Source organism: Agromyces sp. NPDC058110, from assembly GCF_042884735.1.
In the GTDB taxonomy this organism is placed as follows: Bacteria; Actinomycetota; Actinomycetes; order Actinomycetales; family Microbacteriaceae; genus Agromyces.
Window position 1 is genome coordinate 426,418 of record NZ_JBHVTI010000005.1, and the last position, 22,186, is coordinate 448,603.

Below are 22,186 nucleotides of genomic sequence, written 5' to 3' on the forward strand. Positions count from 1 at the left end.
GCGCGCCGCCGGATGCTCGGAGCGCACACCGCGGTGCACGACGCGTCCGGGCGCCCTGGGGGGTGGGCGCCCGGACTCTCCGCTGCAGGGCCGATCCGGTCAGTGCGCCTCTCTGGTGATGAAGTCGTCGAAGGCGACCGTGATCGGCACGTTCGTCGCAGAGCCCGAGATGTAGCTCTCGAGGCCCACGCTGCCGGCGGCCTGCATCGCGGCCGTCGCATCGGTGACGGTGCTCTGCCAGTCGATCGGCTCGGGCGTGCCGGCCTTCCAGATGCGTCCGGAGATGGTCGTCGGGTTGGTGCCGACGACGCTGACCTTGAGCATCAGCGTGTCGCCGGCTGCGAAGGTCAGCCCGCTGACGGTCGTGTTCGTGAGCACGGTCGACGCCCCGCGCATGAGCTGCAGCGAGACCGACCCGCCCGGCTGCACGCGGATGCGGCCCTGGTAGAAGTCCGTCCCGACCTGGCGGCCGACGATTCCGGCCACGGTCTGACCGACCGCGACGTCCTTGTCGATCGTCACGGCGACCTGCGAGGTGGTGCCCGTGGCGGAGACGCCCGGCAGCACGGCGTGCCGCGTGGTGCCCGCCGTCCCGTGCAGGAAGATCCCGCGACCCCCGGTGACGTTGTAGCTCGAGCTCACCGTGGACTGCCAGGCGCCGCCGATCGCTGCCGAACCCCATCCGGCCGCGACCGACCGGGCGAAGTCGTCGGAGGCGAGCACGACGGGCTCGGGCGCGCTCGTCGTGACGGTCGCCGTCTTCGTCGCGGTCGCGCCGTCGTCGTCGGTCACGGTGAGCTTCACCGTGTAGTCGCCGGGGTCGGCGTAGGTGTGCGACGCGGTCGCGCCCGAGCCCGTCTGCCCGTCGCCGAAGTCCCAGGCGTGAGTCGCGATGGTGCCGTCGGAGTCGGCCGACGTCGATCCGTCGAACTGCACGGCCAGGTGGTCGACGGTGCTCGTGAACGCCGCGGTCGGCGGCACGTTCGGCGGGGGCACGTTGCCGTCGCCGGTCGCCACGCGGTAGTGGTCGAGCGACACGGCGAGCGGCACGCTCGTGACCGCGCTCGACACGTACCCGGTGACGCCCACCTTGCCCGCCGTCTGCAGGCCCGCGGCCTGCGAAGTGGTCGTGATCGCCCACGCGGCGGGTTCCGCGGTGCCGGCCGTCCAGGCCTTCGCCTGGATCGTGGTCGGCGACGTCCCGCTGATCTGCACCTTCATCGACACCGCTTGTCCAGCCGTGTAGGTGAGCGGCAGGTTCGCGTTGGCGATCAACGTCGAGTCCCCCTGCATGACCTGGAGGGCGAGCACGCCGCCGGCCTGGAACCGCAGACGTGCCTGGTAGTAGTCGGTGCCGACCTGGCGCACGTTCAGGCCCGCGTAGGCGCTGCCGCCCACGACGGCCTTGTCGACGGCGAAGTCGCCGATGACGGTCACGTCCTTCACGCTCAGGCCGTCGAGGGTCGTCTTGCGCGTCGCGTTCGCGTTGTGGACCAGGATCGCGGTGCCGCCGCTCACCGAGGAGTTGGCGGCGCTCGAGACCGTCCACGCACCGCCGACCGGTGCAGTGCCCCAGCCTCCGGTCACCGAACGCTCGAACTCGTCGCTCGCGAGCTCGATCGACACGGGCGATGCGGTGACGGTGACCTGCGCGGTCTTCGTCGCGACCGCTCCCCGGTTGTCGGTGACGGTGAGGGTCACGTCGTACGTGCCCGCCGCGCCGTACAGGTGCGAGACGTTCGCGCCGGTGCCGGTCTTGCCGTCGCCGAAGTCCCATGCCGAGTCGACGATCGTGCCGTCGGAGTCGGTCGACGTCGACGAGTCGAAGGTGACGGTCTGAGCGGCCACCGTGGCCGTGAAGCCCGCGACGGGCGGGACGTTCGCGTTCACCGCGACGACGGAGTGGGAGGCGGTGCCCGTCGCGCCGTCGTCGTCGGTGACCGTCAGCGTCACGAGGTAGGAGCCGGGTGCCGCGTACTCGTGCGTGGGGTTCGCGCCGGAGCCGGTCTGGCCGTCGCCGAAGTCCCAGGCGAACGAGGCGATCGTGCCGTCGGCATCGCCCGACGCGGAGGCGTCGAACGACGAGGTCCGATCGACCGACGATGCGGTGAACGAGGCCGTCGGGGCGATGTTGGGCACGATGTCGAGTCCGACCTGGTAGTGCGAGCGCACCGTGGTCGGCTCGAGGGCGTACTGGTACACGGCGAACTCGTCGACGGTGCCGTCGAGGTACGAGTTCGTCGAGCCGCCGCCCGTGCGGTCGCCGCCGGCCCGCCAGTAGCCGTTGTACGACTGGGCCGCCGCCACGGTGTTGCTGCCGGCGAGCTCGCCGTCGACGTACAGGCGCATGCCCGCGGAGGACTGCGTGGCGACGACCTGGTGCCAGTTGCCGTCGTTGTACGCGCTCGTGGTCTTGATCGTCGTCGTGGTGCTGCCGTTCTTCGTGCCGAACACGAGCAGGCCGTTGTCCTGCAGGTAGACGTGCCGGTCGTAGGTGGTCGACAGCCCGGTGCGGCTGTCGCCGAACCCGGTGATCTTGCCGCCCTTCGTCGTCGTGGTCTTGAACCACGCCTCGGTCGAGTACGTCGTCACCGACGCCTGCTGCGTCGTGGCGGCGGCGAAGCCCGCGGTGAACTTCGTCGAGGTGTCGGCCACCCCGACGAGCGCGCCCGCCGCACCTCGGGTGTACGTGCCGACGAGGCTGCCGCCCAGCCCCTGCGTGCCGGAGTCGCTCGCGGTCGACCCGCTCGCCTCGCCGAGGCGCCAGTACATGAGCGGACCGGCCCCGTAGACCGCGGCGCCGTAGGCGTCGGCCGGCGCGGACGGCACGGTCGCGACGGTGCGACCCGAGTCGACGTAGTGCTTCTGCACCTGCGCCGCCGTCAGCGGCTTCGGATAGACCGCCACGTCGTCGATGGTGCCCGAGAAGTTCTTGGCTGCCGACCAGGTGTTGTCGCCGCCGATGCGCCAGTAGCCCCAGTACGCCTGCGCGGTCGTGACGCTCGGGTTCAGGGCGACGCGCAGGCCGTCGAGGTAGAGCGCGGTTCCGCCGGAGCCGAGGGTCGCCACCACGTGGTGCCACTGGTTGTCGTTGTAGGCCTTCGGCGACTGCAGGGTCTGCCGGACGTCGGGGTTGACGCCGAAGAGCACGCGGCCCGAAGTGTCCATCCAGACGTGCCGGTCGTAGTTCGACGAGTCGCCCGAAGCCGACGATCCGAAGCCGACGATCTTGCCGCCGAGCGAGGAGTTGGTCTTGAACCAGGCCTCGACCGCGAACGTCTGGTCGCGCCAGACCTTGTCCTGCGAGATCGCACGTCCGCTGCTCGTGCCGCTGAAGCGGGCTGCGGTGTCGGGGTCGCCGACGATGGCGCCGGACTGGGCGAAGGTGACGCCGGAACCGCGCGTCGCGTTCGAGCGACCGAGGGTGTCGGAGACGCTCGTCGCACCGACCGGCTCACCCAGGCGCCAGAAGTTCGTGGGCTGGTCGCCCATCACGGTGGCCGCGTAGGGGCTGAGCGTCCCGGAGGCCGCCGCGGTGATGGTCAGCGTCGAGCCCCATGCGCTGTTGCCCAGCGCGTCGATCGCGCGCAACCGGTAGGTGTAGGCCTGCCCGGGGGTGAGGCCCGAGTCGACGAACGACATCGTGGGGCGCTCGTAGTAGCGGGACTTCTGCTGCGTGACGTAGACCGGAGTGGCGGTCTTGCCGTCGCGGATGACCTGGTAGGTGAGCGCCTCGTTGTCGCGATCCCAGTTCGCGATCCAGCTGGCGGTGACGACGCCGGCCGCGGGGGAGGCCAGCTTCGGCACGAAGTTGTCGCCGGTGAGCCGGGGGCCGTCGGCGTTCGGGGCGATCGCGCGAGTCGCGAACCGGGCGAGGCCCTGGAAGGCCTTGTTGTTGATGTTCTGGAACTCGCCGCCGTAGACGACGTACCGGCCGTCGGTGTCGACGTTCCACGGTCCCTGTCCCTGCCCGGTGTAGGTGCCGGCATCCATCGACGGATACCAGTTGAGCTCGCTCGGCGCGGGCGTTCCCGTCCAGCTCGGGTAGCCGTAGATGTCGGCCGTGTTGGTGCCGCCGACGGACTTCGAGAACGCCATCGCGCGCTGGAAGTCCCACGGGTCGGTCTGCGGGAACCCGCCCATGTTGCCGCAGTAGTGGGAGTGCCCGGCGATGTAGATCACGTCGCCGGCGGCCGCGACCGAGTACGTGTCGCCGTGGCAGTCGGCCACCCACTCGATGGCGCCGGTGTCCCAGCTCGCGCGGAACGTGTTCTCGAGGGTGCCGTTGCCGAACACGTACCCGGACCCGTAGAGGCTGTCGCCGTCGGTCTCGAGGCTGTAGATCGCCGAGTCGAGCCCGCCGTTCCTGACCGAGTCGTTCACGGCGAACGGCAGGATGCTGCTGCCGACCGTCGCGTCGACCGCGCCGAGTCCGTACCCGGGGCGGTCCGAGCCGTTCAGGCTGGTGAAGTCCCCGCCGATCGCGACCTTGGTCTCGTCGGGCGAGACGACCATCGAGTAGGCACGGCCTCCGGCGAGCACCGGCGCCCACGGCAGGATCGCGCCGTTCGCGGCGCTCGCGGCCGCCGTGAACCCGGGTCGCGCGTTGCTGCTCACCGAGGTGAAGTGGCCGCTGAAGTAGACCGTCGTGTTCGTGGCATCCATCGCGTAGACGCGGTTGTTGGCCCCGACGCCGAACCCGGTGGCGACGGCGCCCGTCGCGGTGTCGAACGCGACGATGCGGTTGCGGGTCTCGCTGTTGACCAGCGTGAAGTCGCCGCCCGCGTAGAGCCGCGTGCCGTCGGGCGAGGCGGCGAGCACCCGGACCTGGGCATTGAGCACCGGCGCCCATGGCAGCAGGTCGCCCGTGGTGACGTCGTACGCCAGCAGGTAGGTGCGGTCGACCTCGCTCACGCCGGCGGCCACACCCGTGGGCCTGGCCTTCGTGAAGTCGCCGGCGACGTAGACGACGTTCCCGATGATCTCCTGGTCCCAGACGACGCCGTTGATCTGCGGCGCGGGCAGCGGATCGGACGAGACCGTCGTCGGGACGCCGGTGTCGACCGGGAGTGTGTCCGCCGTGGCGGGTGCGGCGAACGCACCGATCGTCATTCCGGCGGCGAGCAGAGCAAAGGTCGAAATACCGGCGGCGAAGCGCGCTCGCCACGACCTGGGTTCGGGTGTACCCATCGTGTCCTCAATCGGTCGGCGGAGGGGCGACATTGCCCTCCGACAGGCACCGAATATACGACTGGAGCGGGCTGGCCGATGCTCCCCAGTCCGGGGGCCGTCGGTGCATAGGCCGCCCGGAAGTGCCGGTCAGGGCAGGATCGTCGCCACGAGATCGTCGTAACGGACCGCGTTCGGCGCGTTCGTCGCGGCGCCGGAGAGGTAGCCCTCGATGCCGACGACGCCGGCCGACTGCAGCGCTGCGGCGTTCGAGTTCGCGGTGAGCTGCCAGGCCGCCGGCTCGGCGGAGCCGGCCTGCCAGGCCTTGGCCCGGAGCGTGGTCGGGTTCGTGCCCGACGCCTGCACGCGGAGCATCACCTGCTGCCCGCCCGCGCAGCTCAACCCGGCGATGTCGGCGTTCGCGAGCACGACGGTCGAACCCTCGTTGAGCTGGAGCGTGCACGCGCCGTTCGTGAGGAACCTGATCCGCGCCTGGTAGAACGACGAGCCCACCTGCCTGACGACCGTGCCGGCCGTGGCCGCCCCGCCTGCGGCGGTCTTCTCGAGCGACATCCGCACCACGACGTCGACCGAGGCGGTCGGGCTGATCGGGAGCGTCGCGTGCCGCGTGAGACCGGGCGCGTAGGTCGTGATGCCGGCTCCGCCGCCGACCTGGAACCCCGACGAGTCGTTGACCGACCACGAGCCGCCGATCGGCGCGGTGCCCCAACTCCCGCTCAGCGTCCGGGCGAAGTCGTCCTGGGCGACGACGCCGGCGGGCGGCGGCGTGTCGTCGTCGATCACGACCTGACGCGTCGCGACCGCGGTGGCGCCGTCGTCGTCGGTCACCGTCAGGGTCACGGTGTAGGTGCCGGGATTCGCGTACGTGCGGCTCGCGGTCAGGCCCGACCCGGTTGCGCCGTCGCCGAACTGCCAGGCGTACGACTGGATCGTGCCGTCGCCGTCGGAGGAGGCGGTCGCGTCGACCGAGACGGTGGACTCGTCGATCGTCGCGCTGAACGCGGCCGTCGGCGACTGGTTCACGGGCCCGCCGCCCCCGCTGGTGCGCCCGACCTGGTAGTGCTGGGCGATGCGCGACGGAGCCAGCACGGTCTTGTACATCGCCACCTCGTCGAGGTCGCCCGAGAAGTTCTGGTTGCCTCCCGGCGTCGCGTCGCCGCCGATCTTCCAGTAGCCGGGGAAGTTGCGGCCGTAGATCGTCTCGACCCGGTTCGCGACCTGCTGGCCGTCGACGTAGAGGCGCATCCCGTCGGGACCGAGCGTCGCGACGGCGTGGTGCCAGTTGCCGTCGTTGTAGCCGGCCCCGCTCTGCAGCGTGCGGTTCTGGGTGTCGAAGACGGTCCACGACACGCGCCCGCCGTTCAGGTACAGCGATCGGTTGTGCGTGCCCGACGTGCCCGTCGCCGACCCGTTGTCACCGAAGCCGAGGATCTTGCCGCTGCTCGAGGTGGTGCGGAACCAGGCCTCCGCAGTCATCGAGTCGTCGGGCCAGACCGGCACGGTCGTCGCGGCCCGCCCGTTCGAGGTGCCGTCGAATCTCGCGGCGGTGTTCGGGTCGCCGGCGATGCCTCCGGCCACGCCCTCGGTCACGCCGGAGCCGCTCGAGGCGTTGAGCTGGTTGAGCGTGCCGAACGAGAGGGTGGTGTTGGCGGTGGGCCCGGCGGCGTTGACCAGGGTCGACCCCGTGCCGTCGCCCATGCGGTAGTACCACGTCGGGCTATCGGCGAAGACGGAGAGAGCGTAGGCGCTCGGCGCGGCCCCGGTGCCCGCGCTGGTCGAGACGGACTGCGACCACGCCACGTTGCCGAACGGATCCGTCGCGCTCACTCGATACGAGACCCCGGCGCCCGGAGTCCGACCGGTGTCGACGAAGGTGACGGTGGGGCGGTCCCAGAACTGCGAGAAGCCGGGGATCGTCGCGATCGGGCTGGTGGTGTCGCCGTTCCGGTACACGCGGTACACGAGGCGCTCGTTGTCGCGGTCGTGGTTCGACGGCCAGCTCACGCGCACGGCGCCCGATCCGGCCGCCGTCGCGTTCACGGGCCAGCCGGAGCTCTCCCGCGGGCCGTCGGTGTCGGGAGCGACCGCCGAGATCGCGAAGCGGGACAGGCCCTGCTGGCCGACGCCGTTCACCTGCGTGAACTCGCCGGCATAGGCGACGTACTGGTCGTTCGCCTGCACGGTCCACGGGCCCTGGTACTGCCCGGTGAAGTTGCCGAGGTTGATGTCGGGGAAGAACGCCAGGGGCCGCGTCGCGGGCTTGCCGTAGTTGATGTTCTCCCTGACCACGCTGAACGGGGCCTTCGTGAAGGCCAGCGCGCGCTGGAACGTGCGGGGGTCGCGTTCCGGGAAAGACCCGACCCATTCGCACTGGTGCGGGTGGCCTGCGACGTAGACGACGCCGCCCTGCGAGGCCGACCCGTACTCGTCACCACGGCAGTCCGCCATCCAGATGAGGTTCAGGGTGGCCCAGTCCATGCGGAACGTGCCCTCGGTGTTGCCGGTCCCGCTCGACGAGAGCAGCACGTAGCCCGAGCCGTAGACGCTGTCGCCGTCGGAGCTCATCCCGTAGATGGCGGCCGAGTTGCCCGCGTTCCTGATGATGTTGTTGGCCGGGGTCGGCACCGTGGACCCGGTGGTCGAGTTCACGCCGACGAGCCCGAAGCCGGGGTTCGCGCTGCCGTTGGCCGAGAGGAAGCTGCCGCCGATGACGACCTTCGAGCCGTCGGGGGAGACCTCCATCGCATAGGCGCGTCCGTCGGAGAGCACCGGGGCCCATGCGGTGGTCGCGCCGTTCGATGCGGATGCCGCTGCCGCGCGTCCCGGGCGGGACACTCCGCCGGCGCTGGTCAGGTTGCCCGCGAAGAAGGCGGTGGTGCTCGACGCCGCCACCGCGAAGAGCTCGCCGTTCGCCGAGGCGTTGAACCCCGGGATCACGGCCCCCGTCGCGGTGTCGAAGGCGACGATGCGACTGCGCGAGGCGCCGTTGACCGTCGTGAACGCCCCGACCACGTAGAGGATGCTCCCGTCGGGCGACGTGTCCATCGCCCGCACCTGGCCGTTCAGGTTCGGCGCCCACGAGGTGAGCTGGCCGGTGCTCAGGCGGTAGGAGAGCAGGTGCGTCCGCCCCACGGTGCTCGCGCCGGGCGCCGCGCCGGCCGGGCGCGCGGCGGTGAAGTTGCCGCCCACGAACACGGTGTCGCCGACGATCGCCTGATCCCACGCGACGCCGTTCATCTGCGCGGTGGGCAGCGAGTCGCTCGAGACGGTGGCCGGAAGGCCGGGTTCGGGCGCCGTGTCCGCGTGCGCCGGTGAGGCGAAGAACACCGCGGCCAAGGTCGCGATCGTCGCTGCGATCGCGAGTGATGGGGTTCCGAGTCTGCTGCGCATGGGCCAACCTCGATCCGTCGTGACGGGTCCTCGAGAGTAGGGGCGAGTATTCCTCGAATCTAACCGCGGGGTCGGCGAGCCACCTCCCCCCGTAAGAGGGGGACGGATGCGCCGGCGAAGGGAAGCGGGGCCCGAACCGGGCGCGCCGCGGGCCGTCGACAGCGGGCTAGCGCGGCACGGAACCGTGGAACTGGAGCGGCGCGACCTCGAGCGCGTAGTCGACCATGATCGTCACGTCGTCCCGCTCGGACTCCGGCACCGAGAAGATGAACACGGCCTCGGCCGTCTTGCCCGCGGGCACCTCCGCCGGGAACGTCGTGCCGCCGGGCTCCCGCAGCTCGGGCGCCGGCGTCAGGTCCTCGCCGAAGTAGGCGGTGATGGAGGCGTTGGCGAGCGACGACGCGGCATCGGTGTCGTTGGCGATCTCCACGGTCACGCGGATCGACGGCGCCGCCACCTCGCCCGGGCCCTGGGCCTCGCCCTCGACGGCCTCGATCGAGGCGATCCGTGCCGTGAGGTCGGGCGCGATCTCGGCCGGCTCGTCGATCGGCACCGGGTCGGCGGGCGGCGGCTGCTCCACCGGCGACGGGTCCACGGAGGGCACGGTCGGCAGCGGCGCCTTCGTCGGCGGCGCGGTCGTCGCCGGGGCCGGCGAGGCGGAGGCCGTGGCCGAGGCATCCGTCGAGGAGACGACCGGGGCCTTCGGCGAGCCGCCGAGCAGGGGGATCACCACGAAGGCGATCAGGATGATCGCGACGATGATCCCGGCGACGACGAGCACGGTGCGGCGGCTGCCGCCTCCGGTCGGCTGCTCGTCGTCATCGTCGTCGATTCCGATTCGGGGGTCGGTGTTCGGCATCTCGGGCTCCGGGGTTCAGGGATGAGGTAGGGCTCGGGCGATCCGATCGCGGAGCAGGGGTCCGCGACCGGGATCGGTCACTCGGGATCGCCGACGGCGGCCGCGGGTCTGGACGAGACGGCGTCGAGCGCGAGGCGGAGCGCCGTGCTCGACGTGTGGACGGTGTAGGGGAAGTAGACGACCTCGACGCCGACCGCCGAGAACTCCTGTTCGAGCCTCAGGCCCTCCTCGGTGCCGCGCCAGTCGTCGCCCTTGAAGAACCGGTCGAAGCGGAGCTCCCGCCACGTGTCGAGCTTGTCGGGCAGCACCTCGGCGTGCACCCGGTCGACGAAGTCGATGTGGCGCACGATCTCCATGCGCTCGGGGAGCGGCACGATCGGCTTCCGTCCCTTGCGGACCTCGAGCAGCTCGTCGGAGACGACGCCCGCGATCAGGTAGTCGCACTCGCTGCGCGCGTGCTTGAGGATGTTGAGGTGGCCGACGTGGAACAGGTCGAACGCCCCCGCCGCGTACCCGACTCTCATGGACATCCGATCGCCTCCCTGGTTCGGAACGGGTCGGCTTCGACGCCGACGTGCCCGTGCATGCGATGAATGTAGACGATCGCCGAGCCGGGCTGCAGCCCCAGCTCGGGGTACGCGGGGCGACCCCCGCCGCTCGCCGTTCACGAGCCGGCCACCCTCTGTTTGGGGGGGAGCCGGGCGGGCGTCCGGAACCTAGACTCGCAGCACCGATCACCGCGGGTGCCGAACGGCGCCCACTACCCGAATGGTGTCAGGGGAGCTTTCGATGCATGCCGATGAGGTCACCGCCGACCGTCGTCCCGTCGTGCGCATTCTCGGCACGCACGGCATTCCCGCGGCCTACGGCGGCTTCGAGACGGCGGCCGAGAACGTGGCCATCCACCTCCGCGACCACGGCTGGCGACCGGTCGTGTACTGCCAGGCCGACGGAGACGGGCCGATCGTCGAAGACGTCTGGAACGGCATCGACCGGGTCACCATCCCGGTCGGCCGCGACGGATGGCTCGGCACCTCGCTCTTCGACCTGCGCTCGATCCGGCACGCCTGCCGGTTCCGCGACCCGTGCATCACCTTCGGCTACAACACCGCGGTGTTCAACGTCGCGCAGGCGATGCTCGGCATCACCAACGTCATCAACATGGACGGCATCGAGTGGTCGCGTGCGCGCTGGGGATGGCCGAGGCAGGCGATCCTCTACGTCAACGAGCGGATCGCGTGCTGGGTGGGCGATGCCCTCATCGCCGACCACCCGGTGATCGAGGAGTACCTCGCCCGCAAGGCCCGTCGCAGCAAGCTGCACACCATCACCTACGGGGCCCACGCCGTCGCCGAGGCGCCCACCGAGCCGGTGACGGCGCTCGGCCTCGAGCCGGGCGGATACCTCACGATCATCTGCCGTCCCATTCCCGAGAACTCGATCCTCGAGCTCGTGACGGCGTTCTCGCGCCGGCCGCGGGGGGTCAAGCTCGCCGTGCTCGGCACGTACCTCGACGACGACCCGTTCCACCGGGCCGTCCGCGAGGCCGCGAGCGACGAGGTCGCGTTCGTCGGCTCGGTCTACGACCCGGCGGCGCTCGCCGCGGTGCGGTTCCATTCGCTCGCCTACCTGCACGGTCACACGGTCGGAGGCACGAACCCGTCGCTCGTCGAGGCGATGGCCGCAGGCAACCCGGTGCTGGCGCACGACAACCCGTACAACCGGTGGGTCGCGGCCGACGGGGCGCTGGTCTTCTCGACGGTCGACGAGGCCGCCGACCGCCTGGACGACCTGCTCGGCTCGGCCGAGCTCCGGTCGACGCTCAGCGCGAGGGTCCGTGCCCGGCACGCGGCCGAGTTCACCTGGGAGCACGTCGCCGGCCAGTACCAGGACCTGCTCGAAACAGCGTCGGGCATCGCGCCCGAAGATCGCGCCCCAGCAGCGCTGACAGGAGGCATCGCATGATCAGGGTCGGCATCGTCGGTCTCGGCAAGATGGGGTTGTCGCACCTCGCGATGATCAACGCCCACCCCGACGTCTCCGTGGAGGCGGTCGTCGACTCGACCGGCTACATCCTCGACGTGCTCGGCAAGTACACGGGGTTGCCGACCTTCTCCGACTCCGAGCGGATGCTCGACGAGGTCGAACTCGACGCGGTGCTCATCGCGACGCCCACGAGGTTCCATGCGCCGATGGTGCGGTCGGTCCTCGAGCGCGGCATCCACGTCTTCTGCGAGAAGCCGCTGTGCCTCACCTCGGCCGAATCCGTCGAGCTCGCGGCGCTCGCCGCCGAGCGCGGGCTGGTCACGCAGGTCGGCTACCACAACCGCTTCGTCGGGGCGTTCCGCGAGGTCAAGCGCCTGCTCGACCTGGGCGCCATCGGCAAGGTCACCCACCTGCAGGCCGAGGCGTACGGCCCGGTCGTGCTCCGTCCGAAGGGGTCGACCTGGCGCACCCAGCGCACCGAGGGCGGCGGCGCGCTCTACGACTACGCGGCGCATCCGATCGATCTCCTGACCTGGTACGCCGGAGCGCCGATCGGGGTCGGCGGCACGGTGCTCGGCAGCGTCTTCTCGGCCGACACCGAAGACGAGGTGTTCGGCACCCTCTACTTCGAGGACTCGGTCTCGGCGCAGATCTCGGTCAACTGGTCGGATGAGTCGTTCCGCAAGATGACGACCCGCATCACGGTGATCGGCACGGCCGGGCGAATCCAGGCCGACCGGCAGGAGGTGCAGACCTACCTGCGGTCGACCGCACCCGAGATCGAGGGCTACGACCCCGGATGGAACGTCCGCTACACGACCGAGCTCACCGACCCCGTCTGGTACTACCTCCGCGGCGAGGAGTACAGCGCGCAGTTGGACCACTTCGTGCGACGGGTGCACGACCGGTCGGTCGAACCCGCGAACGACTTCGCGAGCGCGGTCGCGACCGACCGCATCATCGAGATGATGACGGCCGATGCCGCGCGAGGCCCGGTCGTGCTCGCAGCCGAGGCGCCGGCTCGGCCGACCGCGGGCGGAACACTGCGACAGCTGCTGAGGAGGCGGGCATGACGATCGAACAGCCGCTGGCGATCCCCGACAGAGTGCGGCCGCTGGACCGCGTGCTCTTCGGCGACAACCAGTTCTTCGGCGTGAACCACATGTCGGAGGAGCGGGCGCGCGCCCAGGCGATGCGCTTCCAGACCACCGACGCGATCATGGAGGTACTCGACGACGCGATCGACGCCGGCATCACGTCGTTCATGTGCACGACCCACGATCGCATCTCCGAGATCGCCGATCGGGTGCGAGCCGATCCGAAGCGCTACGACGGGTTCTCGTTCCTCCCGTGCATGCCGTACGCCCACAAGTACGCCGACGCCGTGACCGAGCTCGGCATGCTGGGCGCGCTGCGGCGGTTCCTTCCCGAGGAGGGCGCGCTCAACGCGATGCTCCGCGGCGGCAAGTCCATCGCGAAGAAAGACGTGGCGGGGCTCGTGACGCTGCTCGTCGACGCCGAGATGGCGATGTTCCGCGGCACGCGCACGCCGGTCGTCTGGCTCCAGAACGTCGTCACCGACCTGCTGCTCGGCCTCGGCTTCGTCGACGCGTTCGCGATGTTCGCGGACCACGTGCGCAGCCGCTACGACGCCGAACCCGGGTTCATCACGATGAACCTCCCGATGCTGCTGCCCGTGCTGGAGCGGGCCGGCATCGAGAACCCGCTCGTGTGCGCGAACATCAACAAGATCGGCTTCCGGATGTCGGGAGGCATGGACGCCTACCACGACGCGCTTGAGCAGCGGCCGTTCCGGGCGGTCGCGATGTCGGTGTTCGCCTCCGGGGCGATCGCCCCGGGCGAGGCCATCGAGTGGATCTTCGAGCAGCCGAACATCGAGTCGATCGTGTTCGGCGCCTCGAGCCGCCGTCACATCGACGACACCGTCTCGCTCGTGCGCAGATACGCCGGGTGACGTTCGATGCGCGTGCTCTTCGACGGCTTCTGGTGGGGCACGGGCCCGCTCTCGAACCGGCAGGTGCTCCGCGAGTTCGTGTTCGCCTGGATCGCGACGTTCCCGGCCGACCAGGTCGCGGTGGCGGTGCGCCGGCGAGACCTGCGGCAGGCCAGGGCCGAACTGCCCGAGCGCGTGGTGGTCGTGCCGACGCGGTTGGCGCCGCAGGGCATCAGCGCCATCGTCGAGCTGCCGTTCCTCGCGAAGCGGATCGGGGCGGACGTCACGATCACGCACAACTTCACGCCGGCCTTCGGCCGCTCGGCGGTCTTCATCCACGACTTCATGTTCCTGACGAGGCCCGAGTGGTTCACCTCGCGCGAGCGCTGGTACTACTCGCTCATGCCGGCCACCGTGCACCTGAGCGAGGTCGTCTTCACCTCCTCCGAGACTGAGGCGGCGCGCATCGCCGCGTTCGCGCGCTCCCGCCCCGTGGTGCCCGTCGGGCTGGCCGTCGGCGGGAGCCTGCTGGGGGCGCCGCTGGTGCGTCCGGAAGGCCTCGACGGCGTGGTGGGGTTCCACCTCACCGTGGGGCGCCTCAACGCGCGCAAGAACCTCGCGAACACCATCATCGGCGCCGTCGAGTCGGGCGTGATCGACCGGCGCTCTCCGCTCATCGTGGTGGGGGAGCCCGGCGGGCGGGCGGCGAAGTTCCCTCCCGCCGTCGCCGAGGCGGTCCGGCACGGCGTGGTCCGCTTCCTCGGTCGCATCGACGACGGCGAGCTGGCGTGGCTCTACGCCCACGCCGACGGGCTGCTGTTCCTGAGCCTCGACGAGGGCTTCGGCATGCCCACGCTCGAGGCGCAGGCCTTCGACGCCCCGATCCTCGCGAGCGACATCCCCGTCTTCCGAGAGATCCTCGGCGACGCCGGTGCGATGTACGTGGATCCGCACGATCCGGCCGCGATCGCCGACGGCCTGCGCCGGCTTCCGCATCGAGGCGCACCCGAGATCGTGCGTCGCGACCACGAGTACTCGTGGGAGCAGAGCGTGCGCACGATGCGCGACACGATCCGCGGAACGCGCACCGCGACGCGGCGCACGGTGTCATCGCACCGGCGTTGACGCGTCGGCCCGTCCGTCCGCCCGGCTGATGCCTCCGCCCGGCTGACGCTTCCACGCCCGGCCGATGCCCGAGTGCCGCCCTCGCGTCACCGCGCGGCCCGAGCGCTCAGTACGCCCCGTCGGCCTTGACGACGCTGCGGACGGTGCGCCAGATGATCATGAGGTCGCCCGTCATCGACCAGTTCTCGACGTAGTAGAGGTCGAGCCTGACGCTCTCCTCCCAATCGAGGTCGCTCCGGCCGCTGATCTGCCAGAGTCCGGTGAGCCCGGGCTTGATCATCAGGCGTCGCGAGACCACTCCGTCGTAGGCCGCGGCCTCCACCTGGAGGGGCGGGCGAGGGCCGACGACGCTCATCTCGCCGATCAGGATGTTCCAGAACTGCGGCAGCTCGTCGAGCGAGTGGGCCCGGAGCAGCCGGCCGATGCGGGTCACCCGCGGGTCGTCGCGCAGCTTGAACAGCAGCCCGGCGCCTTCGTTGTGCGCCTGCAGCTCGGCGAGCCGGTCTTCGGCGTCGATGCACATCGAGCGGAACTTCAGCATGTCGAAGGTGCGGCCGTCGCGCCCGCACCGGGTCTGCCGGAAGAAGACGGGGCCGCCGTCCTCGAGGCGGATCGCGATCGCGATCACGAGCACCAGCGGGGCGATCAGCAGGAGCGCAGCACCGGCGAACAGGATGTCGAATCCGCGCTTCGCGACGTGCCGCACCCCGTCGAAGGCCGGGATCTCGACGTGGAGGAGGGGCAGCCCCTCGACCGGACGGAAGTGGATGCGCGGGCCGGCGACGTCGGTGAGGCGCGACGAGAGCACGAGTTCGGCGTTGGTGCCCTCGAGGTCCCAGCCGAGCCTGCGCAGCCGGTCGCCGTCGTCGCCGAGGTCTCCGGTGACGATGACCGCGTCGGCGCGCGCCGACGTGGCCGCGGGGGCGGCTTCGGCCAGGCCGCCGAGCACGGGCAGCTCACGGGCGCCGAGTTCGAGGCTCGCGGTCGGGGCGTCGTCGGAGATGATGCCGACGACCTCGTAGCCCGCCGCGGCGTTGCGTTCGACCTGCCGCACGACGTAGACGACGTCGGCGAGCGATCCGATCACGATCGCGCGCGACAGGTAGCGGCCGCGGCGGCGCTGCGCGAGCAGCCAGCGTCGCCAGAGCCACCGGGTGAGGAGCAGGCTCACGCCTCCGGCGGGGAGCGCCACGAGGAAGTACCAGCGAGGCGCATCGGCGCCGACCAGGAGCAGCACGAACGCGAGGATGCCGAACGCCGCCGCGGTGGCGTTCGCGACCCGCTTGTACTCGAGGGCGCCTGCGCCCATGAGGAGCACGTCTCGGGTGCGGAACACCGTCAGCGCGATCATCCAGGTCAGGGCGATGAGCACCGGAACGCCGAAGTACTGCAGCGTCGGCTCGGCCATGACTGCCTGCCCCTCGACGAGGAGGCGGACCCAGACCGCGGCCAGCACGGAGCCGGCGATCGCGAGCGAGTCGGTGAACCTGAGCCGGTCGCGGTAGTGCTGGAGCGCCTTCGCTCCAGTCGCGCGCGGAATCGACGAGGCCTCCGTGGAGGCCGCTGCGACGGAACCGGGGAGCGCGGCCGGGGTGAGTCTGGCACCGCCGACGGGATCAGCCGGCGAAGGTACCGAACTCATGGGCGGGTAGGGGGGCGAGTCGGAGGAACGCTGCGGAGCGGCAGCTTTGGCGCGTCACGCGATATGTGCTCATCGGGTCCACATTCGTCTTCGGGTAACGGATCGCAGGGCGCTGAAAATGAAGATCGCGAGGTCGTGCCGGCGGGTGCTCCGGAGGGGTCGCGATCCGCTGAACACCAAGTGAACAGCTCGAGTAGGACTGACTCCGACGCTATTCGCCGGGGGCTCGTCGGGCTTCTCCCAAAAGGGGTGCCACCACTTCGGGGGGTTGCGTCGAATCGCCCGCGAACAGGCGGGCGCGAGCGGTCGCGAAGCACGTCGCGCGAGCTCTCCGCAGCGCGTCGAACGCGTTCGTCTGAGGGTGGCCGGGCGCACTCGTGCGCAGCGCGTCGAACGCGCTCGCACGACGGGTCGGCCGCGTTCGCGCACTACTCGTGCCCGAGTGCGCCGACCCCACCCGGGCCGCAGCTCACCTGGCCGGCCGGCCGCCCGCCCGGCGGGCGAGGCTCAGGCGAGCGCCGCGGCGATCGCCTGCCCGAGCTGCACCGGTTTGGTGAACTGCGGCCAGTGCCCGGTCGGCAGGTCGACGTACTCGACCTGCTTCACGGCCGCGAGCTCGCGCGTGAACGGCGCGTCGGCGGCCAGCCACTCGTGCAGCGCCGAGCTCGGGAACTCGCACGCGATGATCGTGATGGGCACGTCGTAGCGCCGGTCGTCGCGGAGCACGATCGGGTCGAGCGCGACGCCTGCTGGCTCGGGCACGGCCCGGGACCGGAAGGCGGCGCGCAGCCCGTCGTCGAGGTCGACGAGGTCGGCGTCGTCGAACTCCTCCCATGCGGGGAGCGGGATCTCGCCGTCGACCACGGTGAGTCCGTCGTTGATCGGCAGCCCGTCGGCGAGCGGGCCGGCGTCGACGTAGACGACCCGGGCGATGCGGTCGGGCCGCCGGTCGGCGACGCCGTGCGCGATGGCCCCGCCGCCCGAGTGGCCGACGAGCACCACGGGTTCGTCGAAGCCGTCGACGGCGCGCACCACGGCCTCGATGTGCTCGCGCAACCCGATGCGGGAGCGGTCGGCGTCGGCCGACTCGAGCCCGGGCAGGGTCACCGGATGGGTGCGGTGCCCCTGCTCTTCGAGGATGGGGACGACGTCGTTCCAGGAGTCGGCGCCGAGCCAGAACCCGGGGATGAGGATGATGTCCATGCCCTCGAACGTACGTTCGACCACCGACATCCGCTCGAGGCGAGCACGAGGATCCCGACGCCCAGGATCGCGAGCCCGAGCACCGACCCGGCGGCGAGGGTCTCGCCGAGCACGAGCACGCCGAGCAGGCTCGCGGTGAGGGGCTCGGCGAGCGTCAGCGTCGAGACGACGGCGGGCGCGAGTCCGGCGAGGCCGGCGCCGAAGAGCGTGTAGGCGAGGGTCGTCGCGACGAGCCCGAGCCAGAGCGCCATCGCGAGCCCGGGCCCGGTCGCCAGCCACGCGGCATCCGTCAGCAGCAGGATCGGCAGGCTGGCGACGGCGGCCGTGCCGAACAGCGCCCCCATGCTGCCGGTCGGCGACCAGCCGCGGTCGAGCAGGTGCTTGGCCGCGAGCGTGTAGACGGCGTACGACGCGCCGGCCGCGACCGAGGCGGCGATGCCGAGCGGGTTCGACGAGGCCTGCGAGGGGTCGGTCGCCGCGGCGAGCACGGCCACGCCGGTGGTGGCGACGGCGGTCGCGACGAGCCAGCGCCGGCCGGGGAAGCGTCGCCGCAGCGCCCAGTCGAGGGCTCCGGTGATGACCGGTGCCGACCCGAGGGCGACGACCGTGCCGACGGCAACGCCGTTCGAGGCGGTGCCCGCGAAGAAGGCGGGCTGGTACGCGAGCACCCCGGCGGCGCCGATCGCGATCGCGAACGCGACGGAGAGCGGATGCCGCGGGCGGCCGCCCAGAACCCGGCCGGCCGTGGAGCCGGCACCCACCGCGCCCACCGCCCGCCGCCTGCGCCACGCCATGAGCCAGGCGACGAGCGCGAGCGCCCCGCCGCCGATCAGGATGCGCGCCGCACCGATCGAGAGCGGGTCGGCGTCGGGGCCGAGCGCCTGCGCGGCGCCGGTCGTGCCGAAGCACACCGAGGCGAGGAGCACGGCGACGACGAAAGGCATGTGCGAGATTGTTCCACAATCTGCGCGGAACCGACACCCCCGGTCCGCGACCGCAGGCCGAGCGACCTCGCGGCCCGCCGCGGGCCGGTAGGCTCGCATCCTGTCGCCCGCGATGCCGCGTGGCGGAAGCGCGTCCCCCAGCGCCCCGCCGACCCGACGCGCACGCCTCAGCCGCGACATCCGTCGACCCAACGGAGGACCAGTGCGTGCCGTGCTCTTCACCGCGTTCGGCGAGCGACCCGAGCTCGCCGACGTGCCCGAACCCGAGTGCCCGCCGCGCGGCGCCGTGATCCGCGTTCGCGCGACCGGTGTCTGCCGCAGCGACTGGCACGGCTGGATGGGCCACGACGACACGATCTCCCTACCGCACGTGCCCGGCCACGAGTTCGCCGGCGAGATCGCCGAGCTCGGATCCGAGATCCCGGCCGACGCCGGGTGGGCCGTCGGCGACCGCGTGACCGCGCCGTTCATCTGCGCGTGCGGCCGCTGCCCCGAGTGCCTCGGCGGCAACGAGCAGGTCTGCGACGCGCAGTCGCAGCCGGGCTTCACCAGGTGGGGCTCGTTCGCCGAGTACGTCGTCGTCGACGAGGCCGAACTGAACCTCATCCGCCTGCCCGACGCGCTCGGCTTCGTCGAGGCCGCCTCGCTCGGCTGCCGGTTCGCCACCGCGTACCGCGCGATCATGGAGCGCAGCCGGCTCGCCCCCGGCGAGCAGATCGCGGTGCACGGATGCGGCGGGGTCGGCCTCTCGGCCATCATGATCGCCGTCGCGGCGGGCGTCAGGGTCTACGGCGTCGACGTGTCGGATGCGGCGCTCGCCGCGGCCGAGAAGCTCGGCGCCGTGCCGGTGCGCGGCGGCGAGGGAGCCGCGGAGCGCATCCTCGAGGCATCCGTCGGGGGAGTGGATGTCTCGGTCGACGCGTTCGGCAGCAGCGAGACGGCGTTCGCCTCGGTGCAGAGCCTGAAGAAGCGCGGGCGGCACGTGCAGATCGGCCTCATGGTCGGCAGCTCGGCGCTCGCCGCCATGCCCATGGACGCCGTCATCGCGGGCGAGCTCGAGATCCTCGGCAGCCACGGCATGGCCGCGCACGAGTACCCGTCGATGCTCGATGCCGTCGCGTCGGAGTACTTCCGCCCGATCGAGCTCGTGGGCCGCCGCATCGGGCTCGACGAGGTGCCCGACGCGCTCGCCGCGATGGGCACGGCGGGCGCGGCCGGCTCGGGCATGACGGTCGTCGAGCTCTAGGCCCGCCGCGCGCTCAGAGCGCTAGGTCCGCCGCACGCTCAGCGCTCTAGGCGACGTCGCACGCTCAGGGCTCGGAGCCCACGACGCCGCACGCTCAGAGCGCCGAGCCCGCGACGGCGAACGTGTCGCAGGCCGCCGGGCCCTGCTCGTAGCCCGTCGTGAACCACCGCTGGCGCTGCTCGCTCGTGCCGTGCGTGAAGGTGTGCGGCGTCACCTGCCCCTGGGCCGCCTGCTGGATGCGGTCGTCGCCCACCGCCGCGGCCGCGCTCAGCGCGTCGGCGACCTCTGCGGCCGTCGGCTCCTGCAGGAACGCGACGCCCTGGTCGTCGCGGGTCTGCGCCGCGTCGCCGACCCATGCCCCGGCGAAGCAGTCGGCCTGCAGTTCGGTGCGCACGCTGTTCGAGGTCGGTCCGGTCTGGCCGTCCTGCGCGGCCTCGAGCGTGCCGGACAGGTTCTGCACGTGGTGGCCCCACTCGTGCGCCACGACGTACATCTGCGCGAGCGGGCCGCCGCTCGAGCCGAACCGGTTCTCGAGCTCGTCGAAGAAGGTGACGTCGACGTAGAGCGCCTGGTCGGGCGGGCAGTAGAAGGGGCCGGTCGCGCTCGTCGCCGCGCCGCAGCCCGTGTTCACCGACTGCGTGAACAACACGAAGTCCTGCGGGGCCGTGTACGAGATGCCGAGGTCGGCGGGTGCGGCCTGCTCCCAGTACGCCTCGAGCGACGCCGAGGCGCCCCGCATGCGGCAGTCGACCCGCTCGTTCGCGTCTTGACCGGTGAGGCACTGCTCGATGCTCGAGTCGGTCGTCGGTTCCTCCGTGCCGCCGCCGCCCAGCAGGCCGGTGAGGTCGACGCCCAGCAGCTGGGAGATGATCACGATCGCGACCACCCCGAGCCCGCCGCCGACCGCGATGCCGGTGTTGCGACCGCGCTTGGAGGTCTTGCCGCCGCTGATGTCGGCATTCGGGTTGAACGTCATCCTCAGAACGTATCCCACGTGCTTTCGCGCCGTGGATGTGCGTGAGGGGGTTGCCGGGCATCCCCCCGATCGCGTCAGAATGGGCGGATGGACCCGATCGAAGCCCTCGAGGAGATCGCCTTCCTGCTCGAGCGCGACCGGGCGTCGGCGTTCAAGTCGAAGGCGTTCCGCAAGGCCGCCGGCATCATCGGCGAGTACTCGGCCGCCGAGCTGGCCGAACGAGTGCGAGATGGCAGGCTGAAGCGCACCGCGGGCATCGGCGACACCACGTTCACCGTGATCGCCGAGGCGGTCGGCGGCGAGACGCCCGGCTACCTCGTGGCGCTGCGCGAGAAGAGCGGGCCGGCTGCGGGCCGAGCGCCGACGGGGCTCAGGGCGAAGCTGCGCGGCGACCTGCACAGCCACACCGACTGGTCAGACGGCACGACGCCGATCTCGACCATGGCGCGCGCCGCCGAGCTCGTCGGGCTCGAGTACCTCGTGGTCAGCGACCACTCGCCGAACCTCACGATCGCGAACGGGCTCAGCGTCGAGCGGCTGCTCGACCAGCTCGACGTGCTCGACCGCCTCAATCGCGACGGCGCCGACCGCGGCATCCGGCTGCTCTCGGGCATCGAGGTCGACATCCTGCTCGACGGCTCGCTCGACCAGGAGCCCGAGATGCTCGACCGGCTCGACGTGGTCGTCGCGAGCATCCACTCCAAGCTCCGCACCGAGTCGAAGGAGCTGACCGAGCGGATGCTGCGCGCGGTGCGCAATCCGCGCACGAACGTACTGGGGCACTGCACGGGCCGCCTCGTCGAGGGCGCACGCGGCACGAGGCCGCAGTCGACGTTCGACGCGAAGGCCGTGTTCGACGCGTGCGCCGAGCACGACGTGGCCGTCGAGATCAACTCGCGCCCCGAGCGTCAGGACCCGCCAGACGACCTGATCCAGCTCGCACTCGAGGCCGGATGCCGCTTCTCGATCGACTCCGACGCGCACGCGCCCGGCCACTTCTCGTTCCTCGAGCTGGGTGCCGCCCGCGCGGAGGCGAACGGCGTGCCCGCCGAGCGCATCGTCAACACCTGGCCGGTCGAACAGCTGCTCGACTGGGCTGCGGCGCGCTGAGGCATCCGCTCGCCCGGACCGCGCCGAGTGGGGGCGCGCCGGTCGTCGGCGCGCCGATCGTGGGTGCGCCGGTCGGGTGCGCGCTGATCGAGTGCGCGCCGGTCAGACGCCGACGGGCACGCCCGGCTTCGCCGGATCCGCGAGCGGAGCGGTCGGAGGCGTGACCGACGGAGGTGACACCGACGCGGCGGCCGCCGACGCGGGCGCGGTCAGCGGTTCGGGCAGCGCCGAGAGCCCGGCGTTCGACGAGGCCGCTGCGGCGAGCTGGTTGAGCCACGCGCGATTGAGCAGCGGCGAACGGTTGCCCGCGTACACGAACTCGAGCGCGATCGACGGACCGAACCACACGGTGGACTCGCGGCCGGCGACCTCCCAGCTGAACGGGAAGGACTCCTGGCGGCGCAGCTTGTCGATGATGACCACCTGCAGGTGGGCGAGCAGACGGTCGTCGATGGGGATGCTGCCGGTGCCGTTGTAGACGAGCGTGCCCACGCGGGCCTCCGGAGGTGTCGGGATGATCCGCGAGGCCGGGCGGTCTCGGGATCGGGAGGGCCATGGCTC

General features: G+C 71.4%; 15 protein-coding genes. 6 read left to right on the forward strand and 9 right to left on the reverse strand.

Going from position 1 to position 22,186, the window contains the following annotated elements; translation table 11 throughout:
• Positions 1-99 precede the first annotated feature (99 nt).
• From ACFVS8_RS14655 to ACFVS8_RS14670, 4 genes are all read right to left on the reverse strand, one after another.
• Positions 100-5,112, reverse strand: coding sequence for a PKD domain-containing protein (locus ACFVS8_RS14655; RefSeq protein ID WP_387063627.1), 5,013 nt, complete (start codon positions 5,110-5,112; stop codon positions 100-102).
• Positions 5,113-5,319: 207 nt separating this feature from the next.
• A complete protein-coding gene (locus ACFVS8_RS14660; protein WP_387063630.1) occupies positions 5,320-8,580 on the reverse strand; it encodes a PKD domain-containing protein in 3,261 nt (1,086 codons plus the stop codon).
• Between the two features lie 166 nt (positions 8,581-8,746).
• Complete coding sequence (locus ACFVS8_RS14665) at positions 8,747-9,439, reverse strand: hypothetical protein (RefSeq protein WP_387063633.1); 693 nt, start codon at positions 9,437-9,439, stop codon at positions 8,747-8,749.
• Between the two features lie 77 nt (positions 9,440-9,516).
• Positions 9,517-9,969, reverse strand: a complete 453-nt coding sequence (locus ACFVS8_RS14670; protein ID WP_387063636.1) for an adenylyltransferase/cytidyltransferase family protein — start codon at positions 9,967-9,969, stop codon at positions 9,517-9,519.
• A 259-nt stretch (positions 9,970-10,228) separates the two neighbouring features.
• Between ACFVS8_RS14670 and ACFVS8_RS14675 the strand changes: the two genes are divergently transcribed.
• The 4 genes from ACFVS8_RS14675 to ACFVS8_RS14690 are packed head-to-tail and all read left to right on the forward strand — an operon-like array spanning position 10,229 to position 14,504.
• Entirely contained in the window at positions 10,229-11,404 is a 1,176-nt protein-coding gene (locus ACFVS8_RS14675) for a DUF1972 domain-containing protein (protein WP_387063639.1), read from the forward strand.
• The gene (locus ACFVS8_RS14680) at positions 11,401-12,498 is read left to right on the forward strand and encodes a Gfo/Idh/MocA family protein (RefSeq protein WP_387063642.1); all 1,098 of its coding nucleotides are present in this window, start codon (positions 11,401-11,403) and stop codon (positions 12,496-12,498) included. Before ACFVS8_RS14675 ends, ACFVS8_RS14680 begins: the two co-directional genes overlap by 4 nt.
• A complete protein-coding gene (locus ACFVS8_RS14685; protein WP_387063645.1) occupies positions 12,495-13,400 on the forward strand; it encodes a hypothetical protein in 906 nt (301 codons plus the stop codon). Before ACFVS8_RS14680 ends, ACFVS8_RS14685 begins: the two co-directional genes overlap by 4 nt.
• Before the next feature lie 6 nt (positions 13,401-13,406).
• Positions 13,407-14,504 carry a glycosyltransferase family 4 protein gene (locus ACFVS8_RS14690; RefSeq protein ID WP_387063648.1) on the forward strand — a complete coding sequence of 366 codons (1,098 nt, stop codon included), beginning with the start codon at positions 13,407-13,409 and terminating at the stop codon, positions 14,502-14,504.
• A 106-nt stretch (positions 14,505-14,610) separates the two neighbouring features.
• Here ACFVS8_RS14690 and ACFVS8_RS14695 read toward each other — a convergent pair whose 3' ends face one another.
• The 3 genes from ACFVS8_RS14695 to ACFVS8_RS14705 all read right to left on the reverse strand — a co-directional run bounded on the left by ACFVS8_RS14695 (position 14,611) and on the right by ACFVS8_RS14705 (position 18,293).
• Positions 14,611-16,146 (reverse strand): sugar transferase, encoded by a 1,536-nt coding sequence (locus ACFVS8_RS14695; RefSeq protein ID WP_387063651.1) that lies wholly within the window; start codon positions 16,144-16,146, stop codon positions 14,611-14,613.
• 507 nt (positions 16,147-16,653) lie between these two features.
• On the reverse strand, positions 16,654-17,349 hold the full coding sequence (locus ACFVS8_RS14700; protein ID WP_387063654.1) for an alpha/beta fold hydrolase: 696 nt from the start codon (positions 17,347-17,349) through the stop codon (positions 16,654-16,656).
• Positions 17,250-18,293, reverse strand: a complete 1,044-nt coding sequence (locus tag ACFVS8_RS14705) for a DMT family transporter (RefSeq protein ID WP_387063656.1) — start codon at positions 18,291-18,293, stop codon at positions 17,250-17,252. Before ACFVS8_RS14705 ends, ACFVS8_RS14700 begins: the two co-directional genes overlap by 100 nt.
• A 202-nt stretch (positions 18,294-18,495) precedes the next feature.
• Here ACFVS8_RS14705 and ACFVS8_RS14710 point away from each other — a divergent pair, with 202 nt between their 5' ends.
• The gene (locus ACFVS8_RS14710; RefSeq protein WP_387063659.1) at positions 18,496-19,539 is read left to right on the forward strand and encodes a zinc-dependent alcohol dehydrogenase family protein; all 1,044 of its coding nucleotides are present in this window, start codon (positions 18,496-18,498) and stop codon (positions 19,537-19,539) included.
• A gap of 94 nt (positions 19,540-19,633) precedes the next feature.
• Here the strand turns inward: ACFVS8_RS14710 and ACFVS8_RS14715 are convergent, their stop codons facing one another.
• Positions 19,634-20,515: a neutral zinc metallopeptidase gene (locus tag ACFVS8_RS14715; protein WP_387063662.1), complete on the reverse strand. Its 882-nt coding sequence runs from the start codon at positions 20,513-20,515 to the stop codon at positions 19,634-19,636.
• 87 nt (positions 20,516-20,602) lie between these two features.
• Between ACFVS8_RS14715 and ACFVS8_RS14720 the strand changes: the two genes are divergently transcribed.
• Complete coding sequence (locus tag ACFVS8_RS14720) at positions 20,603-21,625, forward strand: PHP domain-containing protein (RefSeq protein WP_387063665.1); 1,023 nt, start codon at positions 20,603-20,605, stop codon at positions 21,623-21,625.
• Positions 21,626-21,727: 102 nt separating this feature from the next.
• On the opposite strand, the gene ACFVS8_RS14725 is transcribed toward ACFVS8_RS14720, so the two are convergent.
• A complete protein-coding gene (locus ACFVS8_RS14725) occupies positions 21,728-22,117 on the reverse strand; it encodes an ATP-dependent DNA ligase (protein WP_387063668.1) in 390 nt (129 codons plus the stop codon).
• Positions 22,118-22,186 lie beyond the last annotated feature (69 nt).